This window comes from Pseudomonas sp. JL23, assembly GCF_056933585.1.
Genome location: NZ_CM167795.1, coordinates 167,591 through 191,775 on the forward strand (window position 1 = coordinate 167,591; position 24,185 = coordinate 191,775).

Sequence of the window (24,185 nt, forward strand, 5' to 3'; positions counted from 1 at the left end):
CAGCTATCGACACAATGAACGCACAACTACAGTGCGCTCGTGCCCACCGTGATGCGCGATAAATGTGCATCGCTGGTGCGCGTCAATGGACTATAGACGCTGCGTGCTACACTGCCGCCTATCTGATTCCGGAGGTTGACCATGCTGGCTCCCAAAGCTTTTCTTGATGCCCTGAGCGGCCATGCCTCGCGCCTGTTCAACGGCGACAACCCTCTGCCACGCAATGAATTCGAAGCACAGTTCAAGGCGCTGCTGCAGAGCGGCTTCAGCAAACTGGATCTGGTCAGTCGTGAAGAGTTCGACAGCCAGATGGCTGTCCTCGCCCGTACCCGTGCCCGCCTTGAGGCGCTGGAAGCCAAAGTGGCAGAGATGGAAGCGAAGCTGACGCCACCTGCTGAGTGATGTGCTGGTGGTAACAACTACTTTCGTGGGAGCGAGGCTTTCCCGCGAAGGCCCCATGGAAGGCGATAGAAATATGTCGGATGTACCGGCCTTTTCCCGGGCAAGCCTCGCTCCAACCGATCCGCGCCCATTTCGTCACACCCTGCAACCCATTCCCTGATCCTTCCTCGCCTGCAATCGCGCAGGATGCGCAGTTCATGCACATCAAGGAATGATCCATGTCCCTCGCCATTGTCCACAGCCGCGCCCAAGTGGGCGTCGAGGCGCCGGCTGTTACGGTTGAAACCCATCTGGCCAATGGCCTGCCGTCCCTGACTCTGGTCGGGCTGCCGGAAGGTGCGGTCAAGGAGAGTAAGGACCGGGTGCGCAGCGCGATCCTGACCTCGGGCCTCGACTACCCCGCACGACGTATCACCCTGAATCTGGCGCCCGCCGACTTGCCCAAGGACGGCGGACGTTTCGATCTGGCCATCGCCCTGGGCCTGCTCGCCGCCAGCGGCCAGGTGCCATTGCTGGCGTTGCAGGATGTTGAGTGCCTTGGCGAGCTGGCGTTATCCGGCGCCATTCGCCCGGTGCAGGGCGTATTGCCAGCGGCACTGGCGGCACGGGCAGCGGAGCGCACCTTGATAGTGCCTGCGGCCAATGCCGAAGAAGCCTGCCTGGCGTCGGGATTGCGGGTGATCGCGGTCAGCCATTTGCTCGATCTGGTAGCGCACTTCAACGGCCGCACGCTGATCGTGCCGTATCAGTCCAGTGGCCTGCTGCATCAGGTCCAGCCCTATCCGGACCTCAGCGAAGTGCAAGGGCAGATTGCCGCCAAGCGTGCTCTGGTTGTCGCTGCCGCGGGCGCCCATAACCTGCTGTTCAGCGGCCCGCCCGGCACCGGCAAGACTTTGCTGGCCAGCCGTCTGCCGGGTTTGCTGCCTCCGCTGGACGAGCACGAAGCACTGGAAGTGGCGGCGATCCAGTCGGTGGCCAGTCAGGTGCCTTTGCAGCACTGGCCGCAGCGGCCTTTCCGGCAGCCTCATCACTCCGCGTCCGGGCCTGCGTTGGTGGGCGGTGGCTGTCGGTTTTCGAAATAAATGAGAATTTTTTGAAATTAATGCGACTGCTGGCGATGGATCCACTGCTATTGGTGGCAAGCAGACTCGCGCTGGCTCACCGAAGAGACTGTGGCGCTCTGACAGCGCTTCCGGCCAAATATGTCAGCTGAAACTATGCAAACATGGGCGGTCTGCCCCCGCGTCGACTGGACGCCCAGATTTTCCGCTCTATAGTCCATGAATTCGATGTTGGCGGTATCCGACCGCGAGCTGCACTTAATTCTCGGAAGCAAGGCGGGTTAGGTCCCTGTATTGCCTTTCGCGACTTGCTTAACCCCCCGTACACACGACATCGCCGTGTGGTAGCTAGGAAAGGGACACGCTATGGATCAGCCCCGTTCAGATTTAGACGCAATGGTGCAGCAACGACGGGCTGCATTTACGCCCCCGCTATCTGGACAGCGACGATACTGGGGTCTGGCGTTGTCTGGAGGCGGAATTCGCAGTGCAACCTTTTGCCTTGGATTGATTAAGGCCCTAGCGCAAAAAGAGCAACTTCGACAATTCGATCTAATGTCCACCGTTTCGGGCGGAGGTTATGCTGGATCGAGTCTGGGCAAACTGATGCACGAGGCAGGAAGTGCTCAAGAGCTGGAGTCGAAACTGGCAAGAATGGAATCGTCTTGGTGGTTGAACTGGCTGCGAGCCAATGGCCGATATCTGACGCCCAATGGGGCCAAAGATACTTTGTTCGCTTTTGCAAATTTTGGCCGTAACCTGTTAGGGGTTCATTTGGAACTTGGCCTCATGGGGCTGTTGTTGGGCTGTATCCTTGCTGCCATCGACCTATCCATATGGGCTTGCGTTAGTGGATATGTTGGCGACTACTCTTCAATTGCAGGCACCTCAGTCCTGCGGTCCTTGCTGCCGACAATGGCAACGCTGCCGACTCTTTTTTTCTTGTTGCCGTTACTGGCACTGGTTGCAGGAGTGTTGAGCTGCGGGTATTGGTTATTGCCTTCTCATGCTAAGGATTCCTCGACCATTCGAGTGACCAGCACTGCGCTGACAGCGCTGGGAGGGCTCGGGTTTATTATCTGGGTGGCTTTCGGAAAATTGAGTGCTGCAGATCAAGCTACCGAGCGCTGGACCGCAATTCCTGATGGTTTGCTGATATTTGGGGGGCTAATCATGACCTCTTGGTTCTGCGGTGCTTGTCTCGTGGTGATGATGCGCGGACGTCGTGATTATCAGGCAGATATAGCGCGTAACCAACTAACCCACTGGCTGGGCTACGTCCTCATTTTCGTAGTAGCGACTTTGCTGCTTGGCTGGCTAGATGAGCTGGCTTGGCACCTTGCGCGAAATCGCAAAACAGACAATCTGGGGCCAGCTCTCATAATCGTAGGCATCGCTTTACGCGCTGTGCTACCGATGATTGCCAGTATGCCAAAAAGCCTCGCACCAGTTAGCAGGGGAACGCTCTTAGGACTGTTCAGTATCGTCGGCCTAGGCCTACTTGCCGCATTGCTCGTCTTCTGGGTCAGTGTCGTACATGGCATAGTCTCGGCAGCATTGTTTCGTGACGGCGCCCAAGTTGCCTTTTACCAGCAGGGCGGATTTGCCTTGATGAGTCTGGCCCTGCCGGTTTTATTGATGCTGTTTACCTCACTTGGAAATCTAGACTTTCTCAATCGCTCGTCATTGCAGGCATTCTACCGCGCTCGGTTGATACGTGCTTACCTGGGCGCGAGCACCCGCGAGCGGATGGCTTCGGGCAATTTGGGACCAATGCAGCAGCGTGTCCCCAATCCCGACGATCTGGCAGTGGCGACACCAATGTCGGAGGACGATATTGAGCTCGAAAACTATGCTCCATATCGCAGTGGCGGACCGGTACATTTGCTCAATGTCTGTATTAATCAGACTCAGGATCCGCGAGGCGGCATCTTCAACAGCGACCGCAAAGGCGAGGCCATGACGGTAGGCCCCAACGGTTTGCTGCGGGTTGCCCGTGACGGCTGGGTGCGAATGACGTCAAAGCAGGCAATGGGACTGGGGAATTGGATGGCGATTTCCGGTGCTGCGTTTGCGCCAGGATTGGGCGCCAGCACGCGTTCGGGTCTTGCAGCGCTTCTGACGATGGCTGGTATCCGGCTAGGGTATTGGTGGGACAGTGGTAAGACTCACAATAGTGTATGGGGCAAGTACTCTCTTTTGTTGGCTGAGTTAACCGGACGTTTCGCTGGCACAGCACGACGCCACTGGTTCCTCACTGATGGTGGTCATTTTGATAACACTGGTGCCTATGCTCTGCTGCGTGAAGAGTGCGAATTGATTGTGCTGGCCGATTGTGGTGCTGATCCAGCATATCGGTTTGAAGACTTGGAAAATTTAGTGCGCAAAGCGCGCATCGATCTTGATGTCGACATCGTCTTCCAGCGCCCGAATATACCTATTAACGCCAATGGCTACGGGGCGTTGGCCGACCTTGCAGCCAATGACAGTGATGCCTGTTTATCACTGGCAAAAGTGCATTATCGCGCAACAGGTAACGAAGGTTTTTTGATTCTGGTGAAACCTAATCTATGCAACGGCGTTCCCGTTGATCTACAGAACTTCAAATCCAGTAACCCCCTATTCCCGCAAGAGCCCACTACCGATCAGTTTTTCAGCGAGGCGCAGTGGGAAAGCTATTTCCAATTGGGGGGTAGGTTGGGACAGGGGATCGACATGCCGGCGGACGGCAAACTGTCAACGTACTTTGGTAACTTCATTGATGACGATGGTGCGGTGATCGTGACTGCCGTTAATGGAGAGAAACATCTTAAGTTCAACGGTGGTCGGCGTGTGTCTAGGCTGGTGTCGACCGGTGCGGTCAATGCCACGCTGAGTTTTGGAGCAGTGGCATCGGCGGGGCTCGCGGCTTGGCAGGCCTTCGATACGCAGGTGCAGCGCACAACTACCGCCAAGGGGATTAGCGTTGAAGAGCTTAATGAAATCAGTGCTCGGTACATTGATGCAACCAAGAACGTACCTCCAGCTTCTGTCAACAGCGCTATGGAGCGCGACATAAACGTAATGCCGGGATTTTCCCCTTGGGACGCATTAGCTGCGGTGATTTTTAGGGTGTCCGAGTCGCACTGCAAAAAAGCAGGTTTCGATGATTTCAGCCAAAACAGTTACTTGAAAACGGTCGTTGATACGACTAAAACCCAATGTTTTAAAAATACGACGAATGAGATAAATGCAGTGGTAGAGGGTGGCTCAAAAGGACCTTTCTGTGCGCTTCTTACTGGTAGAAATGCACCAAGTTGCCTAACTCCCGCCCCCAGCCAAGACTGCGCACCGCGTTATTGGGTTCGTGAATATGCAGGAGATGTTCAGAAACCTGACAATTGCATGTCGCCGAACCAAAACATCCCACCGACACCAGATGGACCTAAGTCGTGCAAAGGTTATACCGTCTACATTCAGATTTATGGCCCGACTTCACTCGAAATAGCAGAGGTCTATAGCCGCATATGGTGGGAAAAATTAGGCGCAGATGTACCTCGCATCGAGGATGTGCTTGATACCGCTCGACGCCTGGGCAGAAAAACTCCAGGTGGGTACGCACAACCCACCGCCATTCAGTACACCAAAAACGGTGCTAACTGTGCAGCCGATTTAATCCGCGAGGTAAGAAATATCAGCGGCGAGGATCTCCCTAAGGTTCCTACAATATGGAGTAACGTTGGCGCTTGGCAACAGCGAGAGTTAGCTGGTGCACCTGATAAGCCAATCATTGAAGTATGGCTCCCCGCTGCACCGGTGGAAGCTTCGGCTAATTAGCGTATTTTTTGAAAGCTGTTCAACAATTATCCATTGCTGGGGACCCAAGAAATGCCAGCATACCTTCGCTATTTACATAGCAGGAATTCGGCGGCTTCACCGCTCCAAATCACACATAGTAATTGTACTAAACACCGATCCAAGCTTTACTACGGCAAGTACTCAGCCGTTGCTGCTTTGGGTTTTCGAAATAACTGCGAGTGATCGAAGGGGGCGCGCGCCGGAAGACCCGCTGCGAAGATAACGAATTACCCAGTACCAAATCGCGGGCTTCTCGAACACTAACGCTCTGCCAAGTGCACCGGGGGCGAACGTCCTTTCTGCCTCGCCTGGATGACAGCTCAAGGGCATCAACGTGCCCCTATGTTGCTGGGGTTGCCGCGCTGTGGTGGTAGTGTTTGCAGGCGAAAAATACGCCTTACCGAGCCAGCGCAGTGGCGTCACACTTTACCGCTCATGCTCGATCGGATCGCTTCGTGACGGGTATTGATGCTGGGCATGGCTTGGTAACCTACCCACGCTAGTAGGAGCTCATCGGCTATCTGTGGGGGCTCAGCATCCCGCTCTGCGATGAAGCCTTGATAGCAGAAGGTCATCATTCGTGATATTGCTAATGCGTTCTTGATTGCAAAGGGATATGCATATGTCAGGTTTGGGCGGCGGAACAGGTCCATCTTCAGAGCCGGTAGTGGCATGCGATCAGCTGTCGTTCGCAGCGCAAATCGCTTCGCCGAAAGAAGATGTCGTTGAGCAGCTGTATGTAGGCTGCATGCTGGACATCGTCATCGGCGATCAAAACGGCCAGTCAGTGGTTTTAGCCTACTGGCAAGACCAGGAAGTCGGGGGCATTGCCGATCGACGACTCCAACGGCTTCGCCAGTGCATGACCGAGGGGCATATGTTTTCGGCTCGTGTTGTCTCGATTTCCAGCGGACAGGTACGCGTTCAAATTTCTCCTATCTGAATGAAGCAAGGAGGCTTCCATGATCAACATCGTCGGCGGCATTTACGGTGAGCAGTGCATGCGTCCAAGCTGGGACGAAATCTATGGTTCGGCCGGGAGGGCTGCGACAGCCATAGCGAGGTTTGGCGGCACCGTCACCTTGCATGGGGCAGTAGACGCCGATCAGCAATTTGTCATGGACAACCGCGCAGCGCTGGAAGGGTTCTCCTTCCATGCGACTCACGTCCCCCAAGGACTGACCTTCCAATACCTCCATGGCTTGTCAGATCCGTTTTTGACAGGTCACAGCGGCGACTCGCTGACCTTACCAATCCATGCCGAGAAAGTACTTCGCTTCGGAATGATCGAGGGATCCGCTGTCATTGACGCCGAATATGCGGTGTACGACCCCCAGAGCCCGATCAATCCCGAATCGTTTTCAGCAAACGGCTCCCACGCTCAGCACCTTGCTCTTGTGGTGAACCGTCATGAGGCCGGTCTGCTTGTCGGCGATAAAAACCTGTCTGTCGAAGCGTTGGCCACGGCGGTCGCTACACAGGAGCAGGCAGAGGTCGTGGTCTTGAAAATGGGGCCGCTCGGGGCGTTGGTTTATGAGCGGGGTATATTCAATCGGGTGCCAGCCTTCCATACGCAGAACGTTTGGAAAGTCGGATCGGGCGACACGTTTGCGGGCCACTTCGCGCTAGCATGGATGGGAGAGAGACTTCCTGCTCCCGAAGCCGCAGCGCGAGCATCAAAAGCCACCGCCTACTACTGCGACACACAAGGCTATCCAACGCCTAAACAGCTAACGCACTATCACGCCGAGCCGCTGGAGCCCTCCACACGTTTTCTGGGCGGTTTCATTCCTAAGGTTTATCTGGCGGGCCCGTTTTTCTCACTGGCCCAGCTCTGGATGATAAATCAAGCGCGCAATGATCTCTCCGCGTTGGGTCTGAAGGTGTTCTCCCCGTACCACGACGTTGGTCTGGGCTCAGCTGAAGACGTGGTGCAAAAGGATCTTGATGCCATTCACGAGTGCGACCTGCTGTTCGCCGTGGGTGATGGGCTGGACGCCGGAACGATTTATGAGATTGGCTACGCCAAGGCATTGAATAAACCGGTTGTGTTCTATGCGGAAAACGAGTCTGCGGAAGACAAGAAAATGATGGAAGGTTCCGGGTGCCGGATCACGAATGACTACGTCAGTGCGATCTATCAAACGGTATGGGAAGCCTGCGTGCTATGAAAACGGCATTACTGCTTTCAGGGGGAATGGACTCCCTTTCTATTGCGTGGTGGAAACGCCCATCTTTGGCGATCACGTTGGACTACGGTCAACTCGCGGCCGATGCGGAGATTACCGCGTCACGCACGATTTGTACCCAGCTGGACATCAAGCATCACATCATCTCGATAGATTGTCGGCCCCTTGGGTCGGGCGACATGGCTGGAGGCGTGCCTGATCAACTGGCACCGGCATCCGACTGGTGGCCCTATCGCAACCAGCTATTGATCACTTTGGCAGCGATGAAGGCCATATCACTGGGGGTGTCCCATCTCTGGCTGGGAACCGTAAAATCCGACGGTGTTCACCGGGACGGTTCATCAGAGTTCATCCACGCGATCAGTCTATTGCTTTCGCTGCAGGAGGGTGGCCTGGTTGTTGAGGCTCCGGCCATCGAGATGTCCACGGCAGAGCTGGTGAGGACTTCCGGGATCCCTCCTGGAGCTCTGGCCTGGGCGCATAGCTGTCACAAAGCCAACGTCCCCTGTGGCAACTGCCGAGGATGCAACAAGTACTTCCATGTTTTCGATGAGGTGGGATATGACCTGGATCGATCTGGGTAATCCGCAGCCCAACACCTCTATCGAACCTCACGCCATGTTTCATTGGCCGACGGGCGAGATACAACGTCTATCTGCCCGAACGGCTCGCACTGCACATTCTTTCGATGCCGTGTTAACCAGTCGCAGGACCCAGCGACAATTCGGACCTCTGAACTATGATCAGTTAGGAGATCTGCTCAGGCGATCCTGCAGCACTTCGCAAAGCTGGCCGTCACCGTACGGCTTTGACCTTGAACAACGGGCGGCCCCCTCTGCAGGAGCGATCCACCCCATCCATGTTCTTATCTGCAGACCCAGCGACCCTCGTTGGTGGCTGTATCAGCCTCAAGGGCACTACCTAGTCGAGATTCGAGGAGCAACTGCGCGACTTGAAGGGTTGCTGCGACATAGCAGTGACGTGTTGGCCAGTGATCAAGCGGTACGCATGCTCTTTGTAGCAGAGCCCGGCAAGACGCTGACGAAATACAAGAATGGCTGCAGCCTGATCTGGCGGGACGCAGGCGCACTGCTGGCGGTAATTGCACTGACCGCCCATGCTCAAGACCTCAACTTCTGTCCGTTGGGGATTACCGGTGAGCCATGGGTAGGGACGTTATCCGATCAAGGACAACTGGTTGGTGTCGGGCTTGCTCTTCTTGGCTCGTCGTCCTGAAGCCGTCGGTGCGTGTCTGATCCCCATGATTGAGTGAACCGTTTCTGGCGACGACATCATTTCCAGCCAAATGAGGGCATCCAATTCCGATGCCTTGACGCCAAGCCCTCTGCTGAATCTCAAAAACTGCTCTTCAAGCTGCAGATAATGACGCTCCACGGTTAAGTTGCTTTCGAAAAACTTCCCCAACAGCCCAGCCCGCAAAATGTGGATATCGAGGATCGCCACATCATCGGCATCCAGCCAGTTGCGGGCGATCCACGACGCAGTCTTGTAGCCTATGCCGGGGATATCAAGCAGCCAGTCCCGCAATGCTCGTCCAGACTGGGTGGGCGCGGCCTGAACGGCAAGTTTCTGCAGTGCGGCTGCCAGATAGCGAGCTTTTTGTTTGGCAAAGCGGTACCGGACAGTGCGACCGTCCAGCGCGATCGGTTCACGCAACCATTGCAGCAGGGCTTCTTCACAAGGCGGCTCGGTACCAAAAGCGCCATGAGTCTTCACGTGCTGAAAAGCAGCCAAGCCGACTGTCGAAGGTATGCCATGCCCTCCCAAAAGGCAGGCTCCGACTTCCTCTTTCAGCGTGGCACCCAGTTTGTAGTTGATTCGTTCGCCGTGCAAACGCCTGGCATAGATCTGGTACGCCCAATAGGCCGGAGTCGGAAAGGCTTCCAGCGCTCCCCACGGCACACCCGGAATGACTTCTTCGTCCGGTTTGGGTAGCTCAAGATTGAACACTAACTGGTCCACGAAAATTGCGCCTAATTGCATCAGGCGGCCTCCTCGGCAATGCCGTAGTTTTTCTGCATCCACTGCAGCAACTCCGCTCGCTCAAGCGGATCCATGTCATCGATTCGTGAGCGTAGGCGAGACTGACGTCGCTGAATGGTTTGCCGGTCTCTGAATGTTTCGCCTAGATACCGCGAGTCATGCAAGCGACTGGGAGCGTCAAAATTCATCCAAACCACTTCCTCACGAACATCCACATGCGTTTTTGCCGCAAAGCTCACCTTGCGCCATCCGGCCAGCTCACGGTCATAGAGTTCGTTGGCGTAACCGGAAAGGATCACCATGCATGGCAACGCCACCAAGCAGCGCAAGAGCCGCAGGTGATCGGCATCGGTGTAGTCACAGCGGTAGACCTTGGACCTGCGCCGTGTTTCAGGCAGGTAGGGAGGGTCGACGTAAACCAGCTCTGCGCCGTTGTACGCAAACGTCTCAAGAAATGACACGGCGTCGGCCTGATGAAGCTCACAGGCGCAGGGCTGTTCCACCCGCCAACGCTGGATGACGCTCGAATCAAGATCGAGTCCGATGCTCCGCTGCGCGGTTTTTTTATTGCGCATGACTGCGCCACCGCCAAGATGGGACTCGATGTAGGTCTGATGCGGGGGCATCAGGTTGATCAAGTGCTGGTAGCACTTGCCTTTTCCGCCGGGATATTTCATGACCGAAGCATCGTCAGAAATGACGATGATGTCAATGACCGGCAGTCGCCTGATAGACAATCACACCGTGTTGATTGTCATCAGTTCGGGGGTTAGTAAACGTTGGTCGTACCCACCATGCCGACTTAGGAGACGCTATACAGCCGAGCCTTTCACGCCTGAGGCCTTGCCAAGCGGTCCAGCTGACCCCATTTAGTGCAGGATCATAAATTCAGATGTAGGGTTGACGTTGAAGCTCAACGATTTGATTAGAGATTGCATAGCGCTCAACCTCGACGGTCACGCGACTGACGGCGCAGTACGAAGCTTCGGTGGAAACTTTCTTACCGAGCAAAAGCCGGTGTTGACTATTCAGGTCAGAGACAAGGAAACACTATTGTGGATGATCCAGGGGGCAGACGACCAGCATCTGTACTTTGCCTCGGGGGCGTGCCACATCAGCGCGCTATACAAGCCAGTCGAGCGATTTCCTGCGGCGCGCATCTACTTCCTCAAAGCCGTGGACCCGATGGTGCTTGATAGCATTGGTGATTTTCTGCGGAACAAGGGAATCAGCCTCCCTTCCATCAACGATTCCGGCCTTTCCAAACTCATCGATGATAGGGGATACCCCCAACGCTACCGCGCTTGGCGTGAACAGTGCGATGCCGAGGCCAAGACATTCCAGGGGCTCGTCGATGGCCGCCTCAAGAACACTGCCGTGGATAAGGCCATCTGGCTATCGTCGAATGGAAAATGCGTGATCTGCGGCACTCGCACTGACCGAATGTCGACCAGTACGGTGCGGGGCGCCTCAGGTCTGATGATCGGGCTGTTGCTGTGTTCGACACACGAAGCCGAGGCTCAAGAGCAATCGGCACTGATGAATTACGTGGCCAAGCACTTGGGCGGAATGATCATGTTTTACAATGTCCGCAAGCCAGGCGCCGATGAGGTGCTGAAATATGCAATTGAAACGCTCAAGACAGAGCTCGACTGCACCATCGAAAAGGTGCAAGACCAGACCATCACTGCCCTTAGACGCTCTGGAGTGGGTGTTGTAGTCAGGTACATATCGCCTATGAACTATGCGTACAACATACAGAGCCCCGAGGGAAAACATCTGTCGCGGATAGATTCCGCCAACCACCACGAGGTGCCATATGGTCCTGATCATCTGCACCCGGATCTGAGAAAGTCCCGGAAGAACATCGTTGAGTCGAGTTTCACCTATGGGAACGTAGGTATGGACGTCACGCTCATTTTGAAGCTGGTCCAGGACGCCGAGGCTAACTTACCGCCATCAGACTAATGACATTACAGTCAGAGCTAAGCGGTAACGGCTGGATCGCATCGGAACGCCGTTTGAACCTGAAAACTAGGCCTTTTGAATCTCCCCGGGTTTCGTACTTACCTTGATCCCCAGTGCCAGCGCGGCTTTGTGGGCTTTCCCTCTGCGCCCTTTCTTTGTGCCTGCCAACACTTGGTATGTCGTGGCCTGATCGAGGTTATGTTTGCACGCGAACTCAGCCACACTAATTCCTTGAGCTTGTAGCCAAAGCTTAGCTTCCTGCGGAGATCTTGGAGTGTTCATGAGACTGTCTAAAATTGTGTGGGGTACTTAAATTTAGGTGATTCTCAGTCGACCATCATCTTGGCGAACCCAGTTTTTTGACCAATGGCTGGATTGTCATCTGATTGAATTTGTCGTCCGCACACCATCAATCCAAAGGGTTTAATAACGCGTCCCCCGTTCAATCGACCCCTACAGTCGGATCGAATGATGGGATGCGCGGCAGTGGTTATTCCACAAGAGTCTGTGGATGCACCGCTTCCTCCACTACCATTAGTCTACGGGCCGGACGTCCCGGCCTAAGACGCCATGGAGGTGTGAAATGGTCAGTTATGAAAAACGCAGGAGCGTTGTCAGTCAGGTTATCGAGTGGAATAAGAACTGGCTAATGATGGGCGGATTTGTGGCGTGCACTGAGTGTTTGGAGTATCAATCCGTCGACTACTTCGGCGAGCCGTTCAAGCACGCTGGCACTTGCAGTAAATTCGGCGAGACGGGGGAAAATCCTTGGGTCTCCCTGGAGGTGATTCTGAATTGGTCATTCGCTCAGAATAAAGGGGCAATCTGTTCCTGGCCTTGATTGCAGACGTTGCCGACCTCGCGGCCGACCGAGAACCACTCAACCTCATCTGAGCGGCGGCTATAATCCTTCCAGTTTCTTCGACCTGTGCGGCAGCAGCAGTCGGGTCGATCTGTAGCGAATCAGATTTTTAAATGAACGGCTGATGCGCCTTATGGAGATCTGAGCTTGCTAGCCCGAAATCCTCCTTAAGAGATGAAACCCTGCCCCTGCCGTCGGAGGGCCGACCATCAACGACGACCCCATCCACATCAACCATAAAAGCTTGAATCAACGTAGCCTCCGTCATGGCGTCCCGGACTTCGTATCGTGAAGAGGCCCCAGCACGTTCAGCGGTATATCTCCCGAGGCGCCAGCATATTTGCACGCATTTTTAGGGTCTTTTCGTGCGTTTAGCATTTCATTTCAAGGGAGGGCGTGAGAAGAAGCCTAGTCGATGTTATATTTTTTGCGTAGTACAGGCCTTACAAGTAGCAATTAATAAGTTTCTTTAAGCTGCGATTTACTATACGGCCGTTCACGGGGGGGCATTGATATCCAGCATCAGAAATAGGAAGTCCGATTCACTTGTCGAGAGATGGCACGCTTGTAAAGCCTATTCCTAGAGCATAATATGCTTAGCCACTGGGACGTGGCCTGTTATCATGTTATTAGGTGATGCTGAAACGTGTTGTATCAGATGTCGAACGGCACCGTCAGCTCTGAATCGTAGCCCAGCGCCTCATGCACGTATTGAGACGCATGAAATGCTTACACAACAAGTGCGCTGCCTTACGGTCGCGGGAGAGTAATTTTTGACTCACCACGTAGCTTTCAGTCTAGATCTAAACGAAAATGACTTGGATGCATTAAACAGGGTGCTGGAAGAGTCGGAAGCAGTTGCTAGAGCCGCGGCTCCCGGCGATTCGCGCGAGCAGGCGAGGATAATCTGTGTTCTCGCAGAAATGACCAAGGCTCTCAATGGAGTTAACCACTGTTAGCTCCCAGGCGGCGAGCTTTGATTTACCATAGCCGACCCTTGGCATCAACGGTCTCGGCAGGACATACCTGCTCATCACTCCCTCCGTTGCCTTTAGCCTATCCCCCAGCAGTCGTGTTCTAGCATATTGTTATGGGAGACGGTGTTATTACGAATGAATATTCTCTAGTCAGCATGCTTAATCGCCCTTATGTCAGTTAGATGGTAATAGTAATGCTGATGGCGTTACTCTGGGCTGAGTTGGCGGCGCAGCGAGCAATGCCCGTGACGCCTTGAGTGTGATTAATGGCAACCCAGCTTGACGAATCCACAGACTGCTTTGGAGTGGTTCGCCTTTGGCTAAACCGACGGCTTGTCATGAGGGGTGACACACTGTAGCGATCAGGAGAAATCCGCTACACCGCAGTCGCCAGAAGATTTTTTCCAAATGTCGACCTAAAGGGGTGGCAAAATGCCTCTAATGGAGGCAATATCTACAAATCTTTTTGGGTTATATGGAAATACCCTCGTATGTTGCGACCATGGAACGGATTGGTTGAGATCCATATACGCTTTTCGCAATTCGCGCACGAAACGATCAATGTAGCTTACACGCAAACTCAGGCGAGTCGAATAGAACACGTCCGTGCGTATTTTCGCAAGCGGCCAAGGTTTACAGGTTTAATACCGGCACGGTGGGCGTTGGACCCATTCAGGAATGAGAGTGTTTCTATCGCTGCTATTGATAATAAAGCATCGAGGGGACATTCTCGCTTTTGGTTGGTGAATAGCAGGGCCAGCAGCGCTTAGCGGCTAGGCATTAAAAATAATATCAATACATAGCTTAATATCTTTATTGGTAGGCCCCATGGCACTGAACTTCCACACTCCTAAAGTACATCGCGATGGCCGACTTCATGGGCTCATCGCTAGAGTAAAAAATACAGACAAACGAAATCTGCTGCGTGGACATGCATCAAGACCGCATCTGAATCCGAGCGATATTGAGTCAATACGAAAGGATAATACGTCTAGCGACATACGTTTGATCGGTGCAATTCTTAAGGGGCCATATGGGCTACTTGAAGAGTATAACCCATTTAGTAAAACGATAAAAAAAACGAGCAATGATCTTTTCAGTATGACTTCGATTACGCCGCTGAACTCGAAGAAGGAAGCGTGCTACACCGCCGGATATATCAATTCATCGTTGGAAAACGCGATCGAGTGTTTGCGATACGTTCAGTCGCTATCGCCGCTTGAAAAAATTGAGACAGATTTTGCGCTAGACGTCCTTCTCGATATGAGCAAGAAATACGGCGCATCCAACTTTCTATCTTACAAATTAGCGTATCTTCGTACAGCGCGCGAACTTCCTGCGACCACCCTTGAGAAAACAACGCAGATTGAGGATGAAATCCGTCATAGAGAAAATGCCGGGCTGCATTTCAGTGCCCTGGAGAATCTCAGCCCCAAAATCTCTCTTTTTCAAGTGGCTCAGCGGCGTGTGAGCGCTCTCGTTGGACGAGTAACCGGCGATATCAGAAAATCGGTTACTTTAAGCAATTTCATTCCAACACCTCTTAACGAAGCGGACTGCGCCGGATTCCTTTTGCGCGCAACCGAGTCGTGTCTACTGGACACTGTCTATGCAGTGATTGTGATATTTAACCTTTCGCACGAACTCGGCATGGTACGCCAGGAACTTGAGCGGCATTTAGATGTACGATTTCTTGAGGCGCTACTGTCTACTATAAATAAGATCAGCAGTGAGGCAGGCATAGAAATCGTTACAGACTTCTACAGGTCACAGAACGAGGAAGGTATAGCTACACTGGACCTCTACCGTGTATCTGCCGCCTTTTTGGAGCGACCTAAGCTTGCTATCTACCGGCATCAGCTTGACAAAGTCATTGGCGCCCGGTTGCTGGCCGAGATTTTCGAAGGAGAGCCGGGAGTTTTTGCTGCTCCGCTGTACGAGCAGCATCTATTGCTTGAAGCGAATGGAGCCGTTCAAAAAAACGAAAATATTGCTGTCGAGATGGACCCTTTTTATAGGACTTATCAGTTCTTGCGTTTTGTGGCAGACCGTACGAATCTTCTGTATTTGTCCAAAAGTGATATCAGATCCATATTTGAGAATACTATGGAACTAGAGATGCTACTCAGCGAAGAAGAGATGAGGGCTCTCTATGACACTGCACCGCCAGAATCAAAAAGTCTCGTGGCCGTGTTGGCACTGGCGCTGTTCAGGAAAAAGTCAGTGGACCCTGATGTTGACTTCGACTTTAGAACGGATTTCATCTCTCATGTGAACAGTTCGCACAACGGATCGATTGCGGATTTTATCAGCAATTTATTGGATGGAACCCCTCAAATTGCCAGCTACATACTGGGGTCACTTGACGAGGTCACACTCGAAAAAATGTACACGCTCGTGACTAATGCGTCACAAGCGTCTGCAATTCGTTGTGAAATTCTTACAATAGTGGGACAAAAACTCAACCGCATTGAGTACATCATCGAGGCGGATGCAATCACGACTCGCTCGAAAGTGTCAAAACTACAAAAATACTTTGATAGCAGCCGCATGTATGTCGACAGTGTGTCAATGAAAAAATGGTTGGACAGTAATCCGACGATTCCGACTGAGCAGTATCGTTCTCTGTTTCCTAGCATAGAGGCGAGGAACGAGAGTGGTATACTCTTCGTTCAGATCAACAACCAAAGCGAATATTTGATAACCCAAATTGCTAAGGATGCGTTTGAACAGTTCTGCCTCAATACCGAGTTTGGTATCCAGTCGTACCTGGGCAGAAGGATTCGACACAACACGCTCGATGGCGTGACCACGGACACTGTGGACGCTGTGCTGCGAAAGCAAGAGTACCGCAGCATCACATCCAGCCAGCTGATGCGTCGCACAGTCGATGCCTGGATGGCCTCTTATAAGGCCATCATCGACAAGCTGCGTCGGGACCACCTGCAGTTCAAGCCTAGTGGATCTCTTTTCAACGCTGCCATCGATGTGGATGATCCTGCGACGAAGGAAAACATTAGGAAACTATCGAACACATTAAGGACCGCAGGCAGCAGTGAGTTGCTCAATGATCTGATCATCGCTTTTTGCTGGCGCCAGATCACGCCTCAACTAGAAAGTGCTGCGCGTTTTATAAAAACGACGCTCCTGAAGGAGGCTAATGCTTCCATCGAGAAGTCATTTTCTGGATATGCCGCGCTGGAAGGGCAGATGAAGGCAGAGCTTCATGAAGCGGTCAATGAGGTGTTCAGGAAAGTCGCTGACTGGTTTCAGGTACCGCAAACCGGATTTATCTCGGCTTCAGTCAGGGATCTGTGCCAAATAATTTTGATCGAACTGAACCGGCCGAACTCAGTTGATTTTTCTGGCGACTCCGTCGATACCAAGTACACGGGTATCAGCGTCCATCGACTTTACGACTGCCTCGCGGTTCTGCTCCAAAACGCCCATAAACACGGTGAGGAGCATACGAAAATATCGGTGGACGTCTGCGCGACAAGAGCGGATTCCGACTCCATGCTGGAAATGGTTTCCGTGGCTATCACGTCGACGGTGGCCGAAGATACATACGAAGCATCCAAAGCACGAATCTATAGCGCATTAGATTCGGCTGAGGCTGGGTCGGATATGGTAACTGAAGGCTATACGGGTATTAAAAAGCTGAAATTTATTACACGTAATAGTGAAAGTGCGCACACGATCCGTTGTAAGGTTAACGATGACGAAAGGCAGCTTACTCTCGGGTTTTCCATGCATATGGAGACGGTGCAAGAGGAAGCTGATAATGGTGAGCCTGCATGAAGATCTTGCTTGTTGAAGACGAAACGCACAAACGCGATGAAATTCATAAGTGTGTGATGGATGTGTTTTCTTCACCTCCAGAGTTTGTGGATGGAGTGAGTAGCGCCGTGCTGAAAGTCATGAAGTATGACTTTGATTTAATAATTTTGGATATGGCGCTGTCAACATTTGGAGAGAGCGCCGACGACAATAAAAAAGGCCACGACCAGGCGCAAGGTGGCATTGAAGTTCTCCGCGCCCTGAAGTCGAAGAAGAAATCAACCAAAGTTATCATTGTTACGCAGTACCCGGATTTTTACATAGGTGGCACCAAAGTAAAACTCAAGGACTCCCCAAAAATAATTAGCGAAAAATATAGCCAAAACGTTATCGGCGCCGTGCTGTACCACTATAAGTCCGCAGCGACGCTTCAGCGCATTGTTTCTATATTAAAGGGTTTGTAATGAAAATAATGCTGATCGAAGACGACAAAAACAAGGCTCGCGATATCGTCGAGCACTTGATTAGTAGAGGGATCACTGAACAAGATATCATTCATGCCAAGAATATGACGGACTTCACCGCTAACCTGAATAATGATATCGGGCTGTTTATAATTGACTTTAAACTCCCAAGCCTGGACAACGGTATCGCCTCTCAGAATGGTGAAGCGATTCTTGAATCTATCATCAAAGCGGGTAAGGACAACGCGTTGCTGCTTGCCATCAGTTCCTATCCATCCGACTTCCCAGGCTTGCGAGAAAAATTTGAAGCCCACGGATGCATTCTGGCGGACTTTGCAAACAAAGCTGGATGGCAGTCCACGCTAAACCACCTGATCATTCAGCTTAACAAGAATATTCGATTTGATTTTCTCATCTTCTGCGCCCTCTCGGAAGAGCGAAATCCCTACGTCGTGCTGAACCCTGGAAGGAGGTCAAACCGCGCAGGACTCGACAGTTACGATATTGAAATCAGCGGACGCAAGGGCTCGGTTATAGTTCTTCCGCAGATGGGATTGGTGAATGCTGCCATTATAGCGGGCCAGACTATCGACCGTTTCAAGCCTAAACTTGTGGCCATGAGCGGCATTTGCGGCGGCTTTAAAGGGCGCGCCGAAATGGGGCAGCTGCTCTTCTCCAGCATGGCGTACGAATACCAATCTGGTAAATGGGCCGCAGATGGGTTCCGGCATGAACCGTATCAGGTTAGCACCGATCACAACACACTCACGAACCTAAAGTTACTTGCTGGTGACGAAAATATCATCTCCGAACTCGAGAATGGCTTTAGAGGCAAACGTCCGGACACTGCACACATTCCCGAAGTTGGCATTTTCACGAGTGGTTCGGCCGTAATTGCGAACCAAGAGCTAATGGATCAGATTCAGACCATTCATCGCAAAGTCAACGCACTTGATATGGAGGTTTTTGCAATTCATCGCGCAGCCGAGCTTTCCGCCGAGAAGCCTCATTGTATCTGCGCGAAGACAGTGGTCGATTTGGGTGATGTGGACAAATCAGATGCTTTGCATAACTATGGGTCTTACATTTCAGCCAAATTCATTATCAAGGCAGCTCAGGATTTTTTTGCGCAGCAGCGGTAACGGTGCTGTACTATTCAATACTATCTTGCGGATGAATCGTTGAGGCTTCATTAGACCGCCAAGGCTTTTCTTGGCGGTCTGTCTAAGTTGTTTTACCTAAAGATCGTAGAGTCGCGAGCTGATCACTTAGGAATGGACTGCACGATCGTCTTCCGTTTCGGCTTAGCCGCCGAAAGCGGACTAAGTTTCGCAAGTCTGCGATTATAAACGTCCAGAGATTGAGCGGCTAGCGCTGTCCATTTGAGCCATCCGAACTGTCGGCATAGCCATACAAACCACTAATCACTGCTGGGTTACACCGCGCTCGTTCGCGCACCGTTTCGCCAAGCCCCTTACGCAGGAGGATTATTTACCCGGACCTTCCGAAGCTCGCTTGCAATCATCTGGGCAGTTCCTACTACCTTTTCTCGAGGGATGTACAAAAGCGACGAATCAACGTCGTCATCTGTGAAGTTGTAGTGTCGGATCCACTCGTTCTCCACCTCGAAGCTTCTGCCTTCATACTCCTCATCTGTATAGCCGAATACGAAGCTGTGCTCATTGTCGAGTAGGTCTACCAGTCGGCCTGCCATATCTGCGAGGCGGTTTAGATATTTAAAGGCTTCGATACGCGCTTGGAAAGGCACGATCGCATTGAGAAACTTCAACCCCTTAAGCCTCTGAACACCATCTAGGCTCTCGCAATACGTGATCGCGGGCTTGACCCTTAGCCCCTGTTTCCAAGTCTCGTTTACACGCTCCCCAAAAATACGCAGTGCGTGGATTGTTGCGGATGCAATGGTTTCCGAGCTGCCCAGGAATTCTATTTGATCTGCGTCCAACGGCTGTGTCATTGCTCTGATTGCGGCCAGAACTCGATCGCTCTTTCCCCCCCCACCGGGTGGTATCGAGCAGCCCATGGTGTTGGCTGCCCATATCAAGGATCCAAGGTCGACACCATTGAGGTCGAGGTACTCCGCGTGGGGAGGATTGAACCGCCACTTCATGGCCAGAAAGGGATCCGTACAGAGGATGTTTCTAACATCTGGCCAATTCAGCACATAAAGCTTTGGAAGGCGCGTTGCGGGGAGCATCGGTGGAACTTGTCCGCAGACGGGATCACAATCCAGCGCGTCGTTGTGCTCTCGCACATAATCGGTGACGGTTCGGTTGGTCTCTTCGAGTGAGGTGACGATGAAGTGAGCGCTAAGAGGACTGCGGTAGTCTTTCAGGAGCTTAAGTTCTTTCTTTAAAAGGGGTAGATCGAAATTGTCTACACGTTTGCACTGCATTGTAGTAGTCGAAAAGTGATCGAAAACATCTACGCCGTGCTGCGTGTCACCGTTTTTTCCATATCCAGACGAGGCCCAGTAATTCGCGGTCCGTGGACGCCCGGTGCTGAATCTTTCCTGCACGAGAGGGAACGCATCAAGACAGAAGCTCTGCATTTCTTGCCATGTGCTTGGTGGCTGAATGTGTCGAAATTGGTCGAACGCAGAGCTGGGAAGTTTGTGCATAAATGGTCCGATCCTTGGCCTTAGCTTTCAGACCTTACCATGATGGCTGTAGCATTAGGTCAGCGGATCGCTTCAGCTGAGTAAAATACTGCATCAGTTGAGAGGCCTGCCATGTACGGATAATCATAGTTATGCGACTTTGCGTACATTGACGTTAGCAGCTCTATGGCTGCTATTTCTCACTGCTGACCCCTTGATCAGAACTCTTACCCTCCCTGGTTTGATCAGCGCCCCTGGTCGTCCGCGAATACGTCCACTGTTCCAGTTGATTTAAACGAGCCGACAGCTGACGGAAAGCCGGCGCCAATTTTCATCGCATCAAACAAAACGAGTAGATACACTGGCGTTGGCAAGTGATGGCAAACAAGTAGCACATCGGCGGTGTCGATGAAGCGTGGAATGGGTTGAACTGCAAGTCAGGAGAGAATGGTCGGTGACCAAAGCAGTGACGCGTTGCAATTTTGCATACCAAAGGCCTGACCTCAGGAATCCTGATAGCAAAACTCAAAACTGGGTAGGCGACTACATCGTCTGGTGGTACGGCCCAGTGATGCGTAATAACAGGGCGATGTCCATCCCCCTTGCGGCCGTACTGTTCCGCGAACTGAAGGATAACGTCCCTGGTGAATTTAAGGTGGCCCACGTTCCCTTCACCAGCCTTCCCCATTACAGAGTCGGCACAATCTGGCGCAATGGTCACTGCATATCAGACACCGAGCTCGACACGGCAAGGCTAGCGGTAAACTTCAACGCATCAAGACGGCGGATTACCTCACGCAGAGGGCTCATCGCCGCGGATCAAGGGAAACTTTTCTCTGATGACGAGTATCCGTTACTCAAGGGAAACGACGATGCCTGCAAGCTTCTCGACTTCTCGTTGGGTGATGATAAAAATCTACTGATCCCCTGCACAGAGTACTTCGTACGTGCCTATGCCAGAAACATGGAGATCTGCAGGGCCCTTGCTAATTTGCGCTGGGACGATGTGTTTAACGTTCTTTATCAAAACCCGAAAGCAGAGCGTAATCTACCCGTTTGGCTAGTTCGCCCGGGCCCGAGAATGCGCTTCTTCGACGCAGTGTTCCTGGCTCACATTCTCTACGACCCGTACACGGCTAGCGTTGTAAAAAGGGTGAATTCGCAATTCATGTCTCAAGCACCGGGCAAGCCCATGCTCCTCAAATGCGAACCATGGTTCGAAGGTCATGGTGAGATCCTCGGTCGGGGCAAATGGCTGAATGGCGGAAAAACTTTTTTGTGCTTGGATCTGATGGGAACAAGCATGCCCAAAGGTCCTGAAGTTGAATTTCAAAAACTGAAGTTCGACAGCAGCGAAGGCATGGATGGCCTCGGAAGAATCGTGCTGCCGCGCCCGATCAAAAGCGCTGCCCTCGAAGAGTTCCTCCAAGAACGCTCCACGATTGAGCCCGATCGACATGCCGAAATCTACGAGGCGAAAGCCGCGCCTTTCAAAGTGCTTGGCGAAAAACGGCCAGTGAAGAAATCAAAATCTGTCGTGAAAGCCAATAAAAGCCCACTTGGCCCAGCGCCACCTGAGGCAGAAGGAGTTTCTGCAGGTACTGGCACCGGAAGTGGAAAGAACGTCGGCAAGCTTGAGACCGTGTCGGATGCAGAGCATGAGACAGCGCCTGACGTGGCGCTGGAAACACAAGGCTTTTTCATGGACATCTGGAATGCACTCAAATCAATCGCCGCTGACAATCCGGAAAAGATCCTGCGCGTTGACTGGTACACGCCCGTGGCACGATTCAGCAGTAAGCCGCCACTCGGTGTCGTTGAGCTCGTGGTCGAAAACGAAGAGGATCTTCCATCAGATGTGCGCTCCTGGCTGTATCTCGACCGAAGCGCCGGACTGCGACGGGGAATATTGATCGTCCGCATCAAGACGAACAAGGGCAATTTCTTTTGCTTCGAGGTTCAGCGGAAGGACGGGAAAAAAGGTGAAATCCCTCCGGGATCTGCAGGACTGTTGATGACGTTCAGCGGAAATGAAGAGGCCTTCAAGCATTTCGTCAACGAGCTATGCCGAAGGATTCCCGGCTACAGAGGGGTGTTCAGCAAACTCAAGAAACTGTACCCAGAAGAATACGTCACGTTTAACCATGGCAAACATGACAAGGAAATTCTTTACCGGAACATCCTTATCAACAAATTCGGTGAGCTTGATCTAGTGCTTGTCTGATCGAGGAGCTATAACGACTCCCTAGAGAAGCGCCCCGCTGTAGCCGGCAAGATAACTAGGCTTCCGGAAGCTCTTTCCAAGGACGACCGTCATGACTGACTACTCAAACTGCAAGATCGCCACGGCCGATGCTCTGACACTGCTCCTGCACAACCAGCACGCCCTAGGCGCAGCGATCGAAGACATCACCAAGTGGCTTTCAGAGAATGGTGTAGAGAGTGTTGCAGCCAATGCAGTGGCAGCCATGGAAACCCTGGATGCAAATTCAAAAGCGATTGCGGACGCGATCATGCAACTACGGCAGTTCTATATAACTACCCCGGACTCTGGAGTCATAGATGACTTACTGCTATGGGACACTTTCCGCAGGCTGCGGCCGCGCAGCATGATGGTCAGGTCGAATGCAGAGAGATGGCCAGATCCATGGATTACCCGTTAATCGACGATGGTTCACTCATAGGTGCCCGCTGATGGCACCCACAGCACCCCTTGTGGGCATTCAATGTTGAATCCTGCAGTCCCTTGATAGGTTGCAGGAACATAAACCAGTGCCTTGCGACTGATCCTGCCGATACCATGGAAATAGGCCAAGGCCTTAACAATCCATCGAGACTCAAAATCAATTGTCTCGTCGCGTTGTGGCAGCAACTCGACAAGCTCTCGCTCGCGTTTTGCTAGTTTCTGTCGTCTTGCCCAATCCGTATCCGGACGAGAGTTCAGTCCCGCGCTGTAAACTTTATTCAAGTACCCGATGAACCCGGTGACACTTGCCACCGTACCCGGCGACCTACGCCAATAACCATCGAGCGCTTTCTGGTCAACCATGGCGGTGGCCTTCAACTGCGAGTGATCCAGCAAATCAGAGGCAGATCGTAAGGCGAGCCTGGTTGATCTTAGGCTAATGTCACCGGCCTCCAAGCGGCTTTGCAGCATGCGGTAATAACCGACAATCAACTGCTGGGACCATAGATCTCGGGGTTGCTCCATGATGCCCTGCACACGTCGCTGTTCAGAATCTGTTTCGCGGGCATGCGCGCATACCATCAAACCGTCGAGCTCGCTCAGCCAGCGCACCGGAACGCGGGCACGGCGCAATCCTTCAGCCGAGAAATGCCGCAGCAGTTGAACGTACGGAGGCACATCCTGCCAGACGTTTTCGAGCTCTTTGAAGAACTCGTAATAAATGTTGATTTTCAAGGCTCCCGCCTTGGGCCCAAGCTCAAGCAAAGCCCAACTTCCGAATCGCTGAAACCGCTGCGCCATGGATGGGACGCTCAATCCGGCAACGTTAATTGCCAAGCGCTTGTGGAAGGTTCTCTCCCAATAGCATTGCTCACATTCTTCGCCGCGCCCGGCTGGTGTACTGACACCACAAGTCAAGCACGCATGCACACCCACTGAGATGCAGACCTTGCAGCGCCGCCGACCATCAGGTCCCGCAAGCAATACGCGATGTCGCCGGCAATCAGGGCATGTCTCGGCAGCAAGCCCACTGCATTTTTGGCAAAGCAATTTACCGGTCAGCGTGCTCCTCGCTGTTCGCTGTGAATGCGTCCCGCAGGATTCGCAGAGTGCCGGTTCACGGAAGTGCACTGCACAGGGCTTGCACACAGGCCCATAGGGAGTGATTCGCCCAACTTTGAAATCGACCTTGCTGCATCGGGCACATGGCCTACTCCTTAAACAGGCGCTACAGCGCGCCGCCTTATTGAAAGTCGGAAGCCTGGAGAAATTGCCGCAGCCAAGACAGAGTCGACGCTTGAACAATCGCGGATAGCAGTTCCCGCAATAGCGCTTTTC

The 24,185-nt window shown here is 52.7% G+C and carries 17 protein-coding genes and 2 pseudogenes; 14 read left to right on the top strand and 5 right to left on the bottom strand.

Features of this window, described 5'->3' with window-relative positions; translation table 11 throughout:
• Positions 1-141: 141 nt before the first annotated feature.
• The 7 genes and pseudogenes from AC1Z24_RS00835 to AC1Z24_RS00865 all read left to right on the top strand — a co-directional run bounded on the left by AC1Z24_RS00835 (position 142) and on the right by AC1Z24_RS00865 (position 8,725).
• Entirely contained in the window at positions 142-402 is a 261-nt protein-coding gene (locus AC1Z24_RS00835; protein WP_259101307.1) for an accessory factor UbiK family protein, read from the top strand.
• A gap of 218 nt (positions 403-620) precedes the next feature.
• Positions 621-1,472 (top strand): annotated as a pseudogene (locus tag AC1Z24_RS00840) (YifB family Mg chelatase-like AAA ATPase); the annotation flags it as partial.
• Positions 1,473-1,928: 456 nt separating this feature from the next.
• Positions 1,929-5,279, top strand: a complete 3,351-nt coding sequence (locus AC1Z24_RS00845) for a patatin-like phospholipase family protein (RefSeq protein WP_483744204.1) — start codon at positions 1,929-1,931, stop codon at positions 5,277-5,279.
• Positions 5,280-5,922: 643 nt separating this feature from the next.
• The gene (locus AC1Z24_RS00850; RefSeq protein WP_483744205.1) at positions 5,923-6,243 is read left to right on the top strand and encodes a hypothetical protein; all 321 of its coding nucleotides are present in this window, start codon (positions 5,923-5,925) and stop codon (positions 6,241-6,243) included.
• A gap of 19 nt (positions 6,244-6,262) precedes the next feature.
• Positions 6,263-7,471 (top strand): PfkB family carbohydrate kinase, encoded by a 1,209-nt coding sequence (locus tag AC1Z24_RS00855; RefSeq protein ID WP_483744206.1) that lies wholly within the window; start codon positions 6,263-6,265, stop codon positions 7,469-7,471.
• A complete protein-coding gene (locus AC1Z24_RS00860; protein WP_483744207.1) occupies positions 7,468-8,073 on the top strand; it encodes a 7-cyano-7-deazaguanine synthase in 606 nt (201 codons plus the stop codon). Before AC1Z24_RS00855 ends, AC1Z24_RS00860 begins: the two co-directional genes overlap by 4 nt.
• On the top strand, positions 8,051-8,725 hold the full coding sequence (locus tag AC1Z24_RS00865) for a nitroreductase family protein (RefSeq protein ID WP_483744208.1): 675 nt from the start codon (positions 8,051-8,053) through the stop codon (positions 8,723-8,725). Before AC1Z24_RS00860 ends, AC1Z24_RS00865 begins: the two co-directional genes overlap by 23 nt.
• On the opposite strand, the gene AC1Z24_RS00870 is transcribed toward AC1Z24_RS00865, so the two are convergent.
• Together AC1Z24_RS00870 and AC1Z24_RS00875 are read right to left on the bottom strand one after the other, a co-directional pair.
• Positions 8,666-9,493, bottom strand: a complete 828-nt coding sequence (locus tag AC1Z24_RS00870; RefSeq protein WP_483744209.1) for an 8-oxoguanine DNA glycosylase — start codon at positions 9,491-9,493, stop codon at positions 8,666-8,668. The genes AC1Z24_RS00865 and AC1Z24_RS00870 overlap by 60 nt on opposite strands.
• A complete protein-coding gene (locus AC1Z24_RS00875; RefSeq protein ID WP_483744210.1) occupies positions 9,493-10,170 on the bottom strand; it encodes a DNA adenine methylase in 678 nt (225 codons plus the stop codon). The genes AC1Z24_RS00870 and AC1Z24_RS00875 overlap by 1 nt, the downstream gene beginning before the upstream one ends.
• A 229-nt stretch (positions 10,171-10,399) precedes the next feature.
• Between AC1Z24_RS00875 and AC1Z24_RS00880 the strand changes: the two genes are divergently transcribed.
• Positions 10,400-11,461: a hypothetical protein gene (locus tag AC1Z24_RS00880; protein ID WP_483744211.1), complete on the top strand. Its 1,062-nt coding sequence runs from the start codon at positions 10,400-10,402 to the stop codon at positions 11,459-11,461.
• A gap of 66 nt (positions 11,462-11,527) precedes the next feature.
• On the opposite strand, the gene AC1Z24_RS00885 is transcribed toward AC1Z24_RS00880, so the two are convergent.
• On the bottom strand, positions 11,528-11,743 hold the full coding sequence (locus tag AC1Z24_RS00885) for a DNA-binding protein (RefSeq protein WP_483744212.1): 216 nt from the start codon (positions 11,741-11,743) through the stop codon (positions 11,528-11,530).
• A 301-nt stretch (positions 11,744-12,044) separates the two neighbouring features.
• On the opposite strand from AC1Z24_RS00885, the gene AC1Z24_RS00890 reads away from it, so the two are divergent.
• The 4 genes from AC1Z24_RS00890 to AC1Z24_RS00905 all read left to right on the top strand — a co-directional run bounded on the left by AC1Z24_RS00890 (position 12,045) and on the right by AC1Z24_RS00905 (position 18,686).
• Positions 12,045-12,302 (top strand): hypothetical protein, encoded by a 258-nt coding sequence (locus AC1Z24_RS00890; protein ID WP_483744213.1) that lies wholly within the window; start codon positions 12,045-12,047, stop codon positions 12,300-12,302.
• 1,826 nt (positions 12,303-14,128) lie between these two features.
• Positions 14,129-17,101: a hypothetical protein gene (locus AC1Z24_RS00895; RefSeq protein WP_483744214.1), complete on the top strand. Its 2,973-nt coding sequence runs from the start codon at positions 14,129-14,131 to the stop codon at positions 17,099-17,101.
• A complete protein-coding gene (locus AC1Z24_RS00900) occupies positions 17,098-17,544 on the top strand; it encodes a hypothetical protein (RefSeq protein WP_483744215.1) in 447 nt (148 codons plus the stop codon). Before AC1Z24_RS00895 ends, AC1Z24_RS00900 begins: the two co-directional genes overlap by 4 nt.
• Positions 17,544-18,686 carry a 5'-methylthioadenosine/S-adenosylhomocysteine nucleosidase family protein gene (locus tag AC1Z24_RS00905; protein WP_483744216.1) on the top strand — a complete coding sequence of 381 codons (1,143 nt, stop codon included), beginning with the start codon at positions 17,544-17,546 and terminating at the stop codon, positions 18,684-18,686. Before AC1Z24_RS00900 ends, AC1Z24_RS00905 begins: the two co-directional genes overlap by 1 nt.
• A gap of 332 nt (positions 18,687-19,018) precedes the next feature.
• On the opposite strand, the gene AC1Z24_RS00910 is transcribed toward AC1Z24_RS00905, so the two are convergent.
• Entirely contained in the window at positions 19,019-19,957 is a 939-nt protein-coding gene (locus tag AC1Z24_RS00910; RefSeq protein ID WP_483744217.1) for a hypothetical protein, read from the bottom strand.
• A gap of 658 nt (positions 19,958-20,615) precedes the next feature.
• Here AC1Z24_RS00910 and AC1Z24_RS00915 point away from each other — a divergent pair.
• Together AC1Z24_RS00915 and AC1Z24_RS00920 are read left to right on the top strand one after the other, a co-directional pair.
• Positions 20,616-22,385: a hypothetical protein gene (locus AC1Z24_RS00915; protein WP_483744218.1), complete on the top strand. Its 1,770-nt coding sequence runs from the start codon at positions 20,616-20,618 to the stop codon at positions 22,383-22,385.
• A 91-nt stretch (positions 22,386-22,476) separates the two neighbouring features.
• Positions 22,477-22,689 (top strand): annotated as a pseudogene (locus tag AC1Z24_RS00920) (hypothetical protein); the annotation flags it as partial.
• Between the two features lie 146 nt (positions 22,690-22,835).
• On the opposite strand, the gene AC1Z24_RS00925 reads toward AC1Z24_RS00920, so the two are convergent.
• A complete protein-coding gene (locus AC1Z24_RS00925) occupies positions 22,836-23,582 on the bottom strand; it encodes a hypothetical protein (protein ID WP_483744219.1) in 747 nt (248 codons plus the stop codon).
• Between the last annotated feature and the right edge of the window lie 603 nt (positions 23,583-24,185).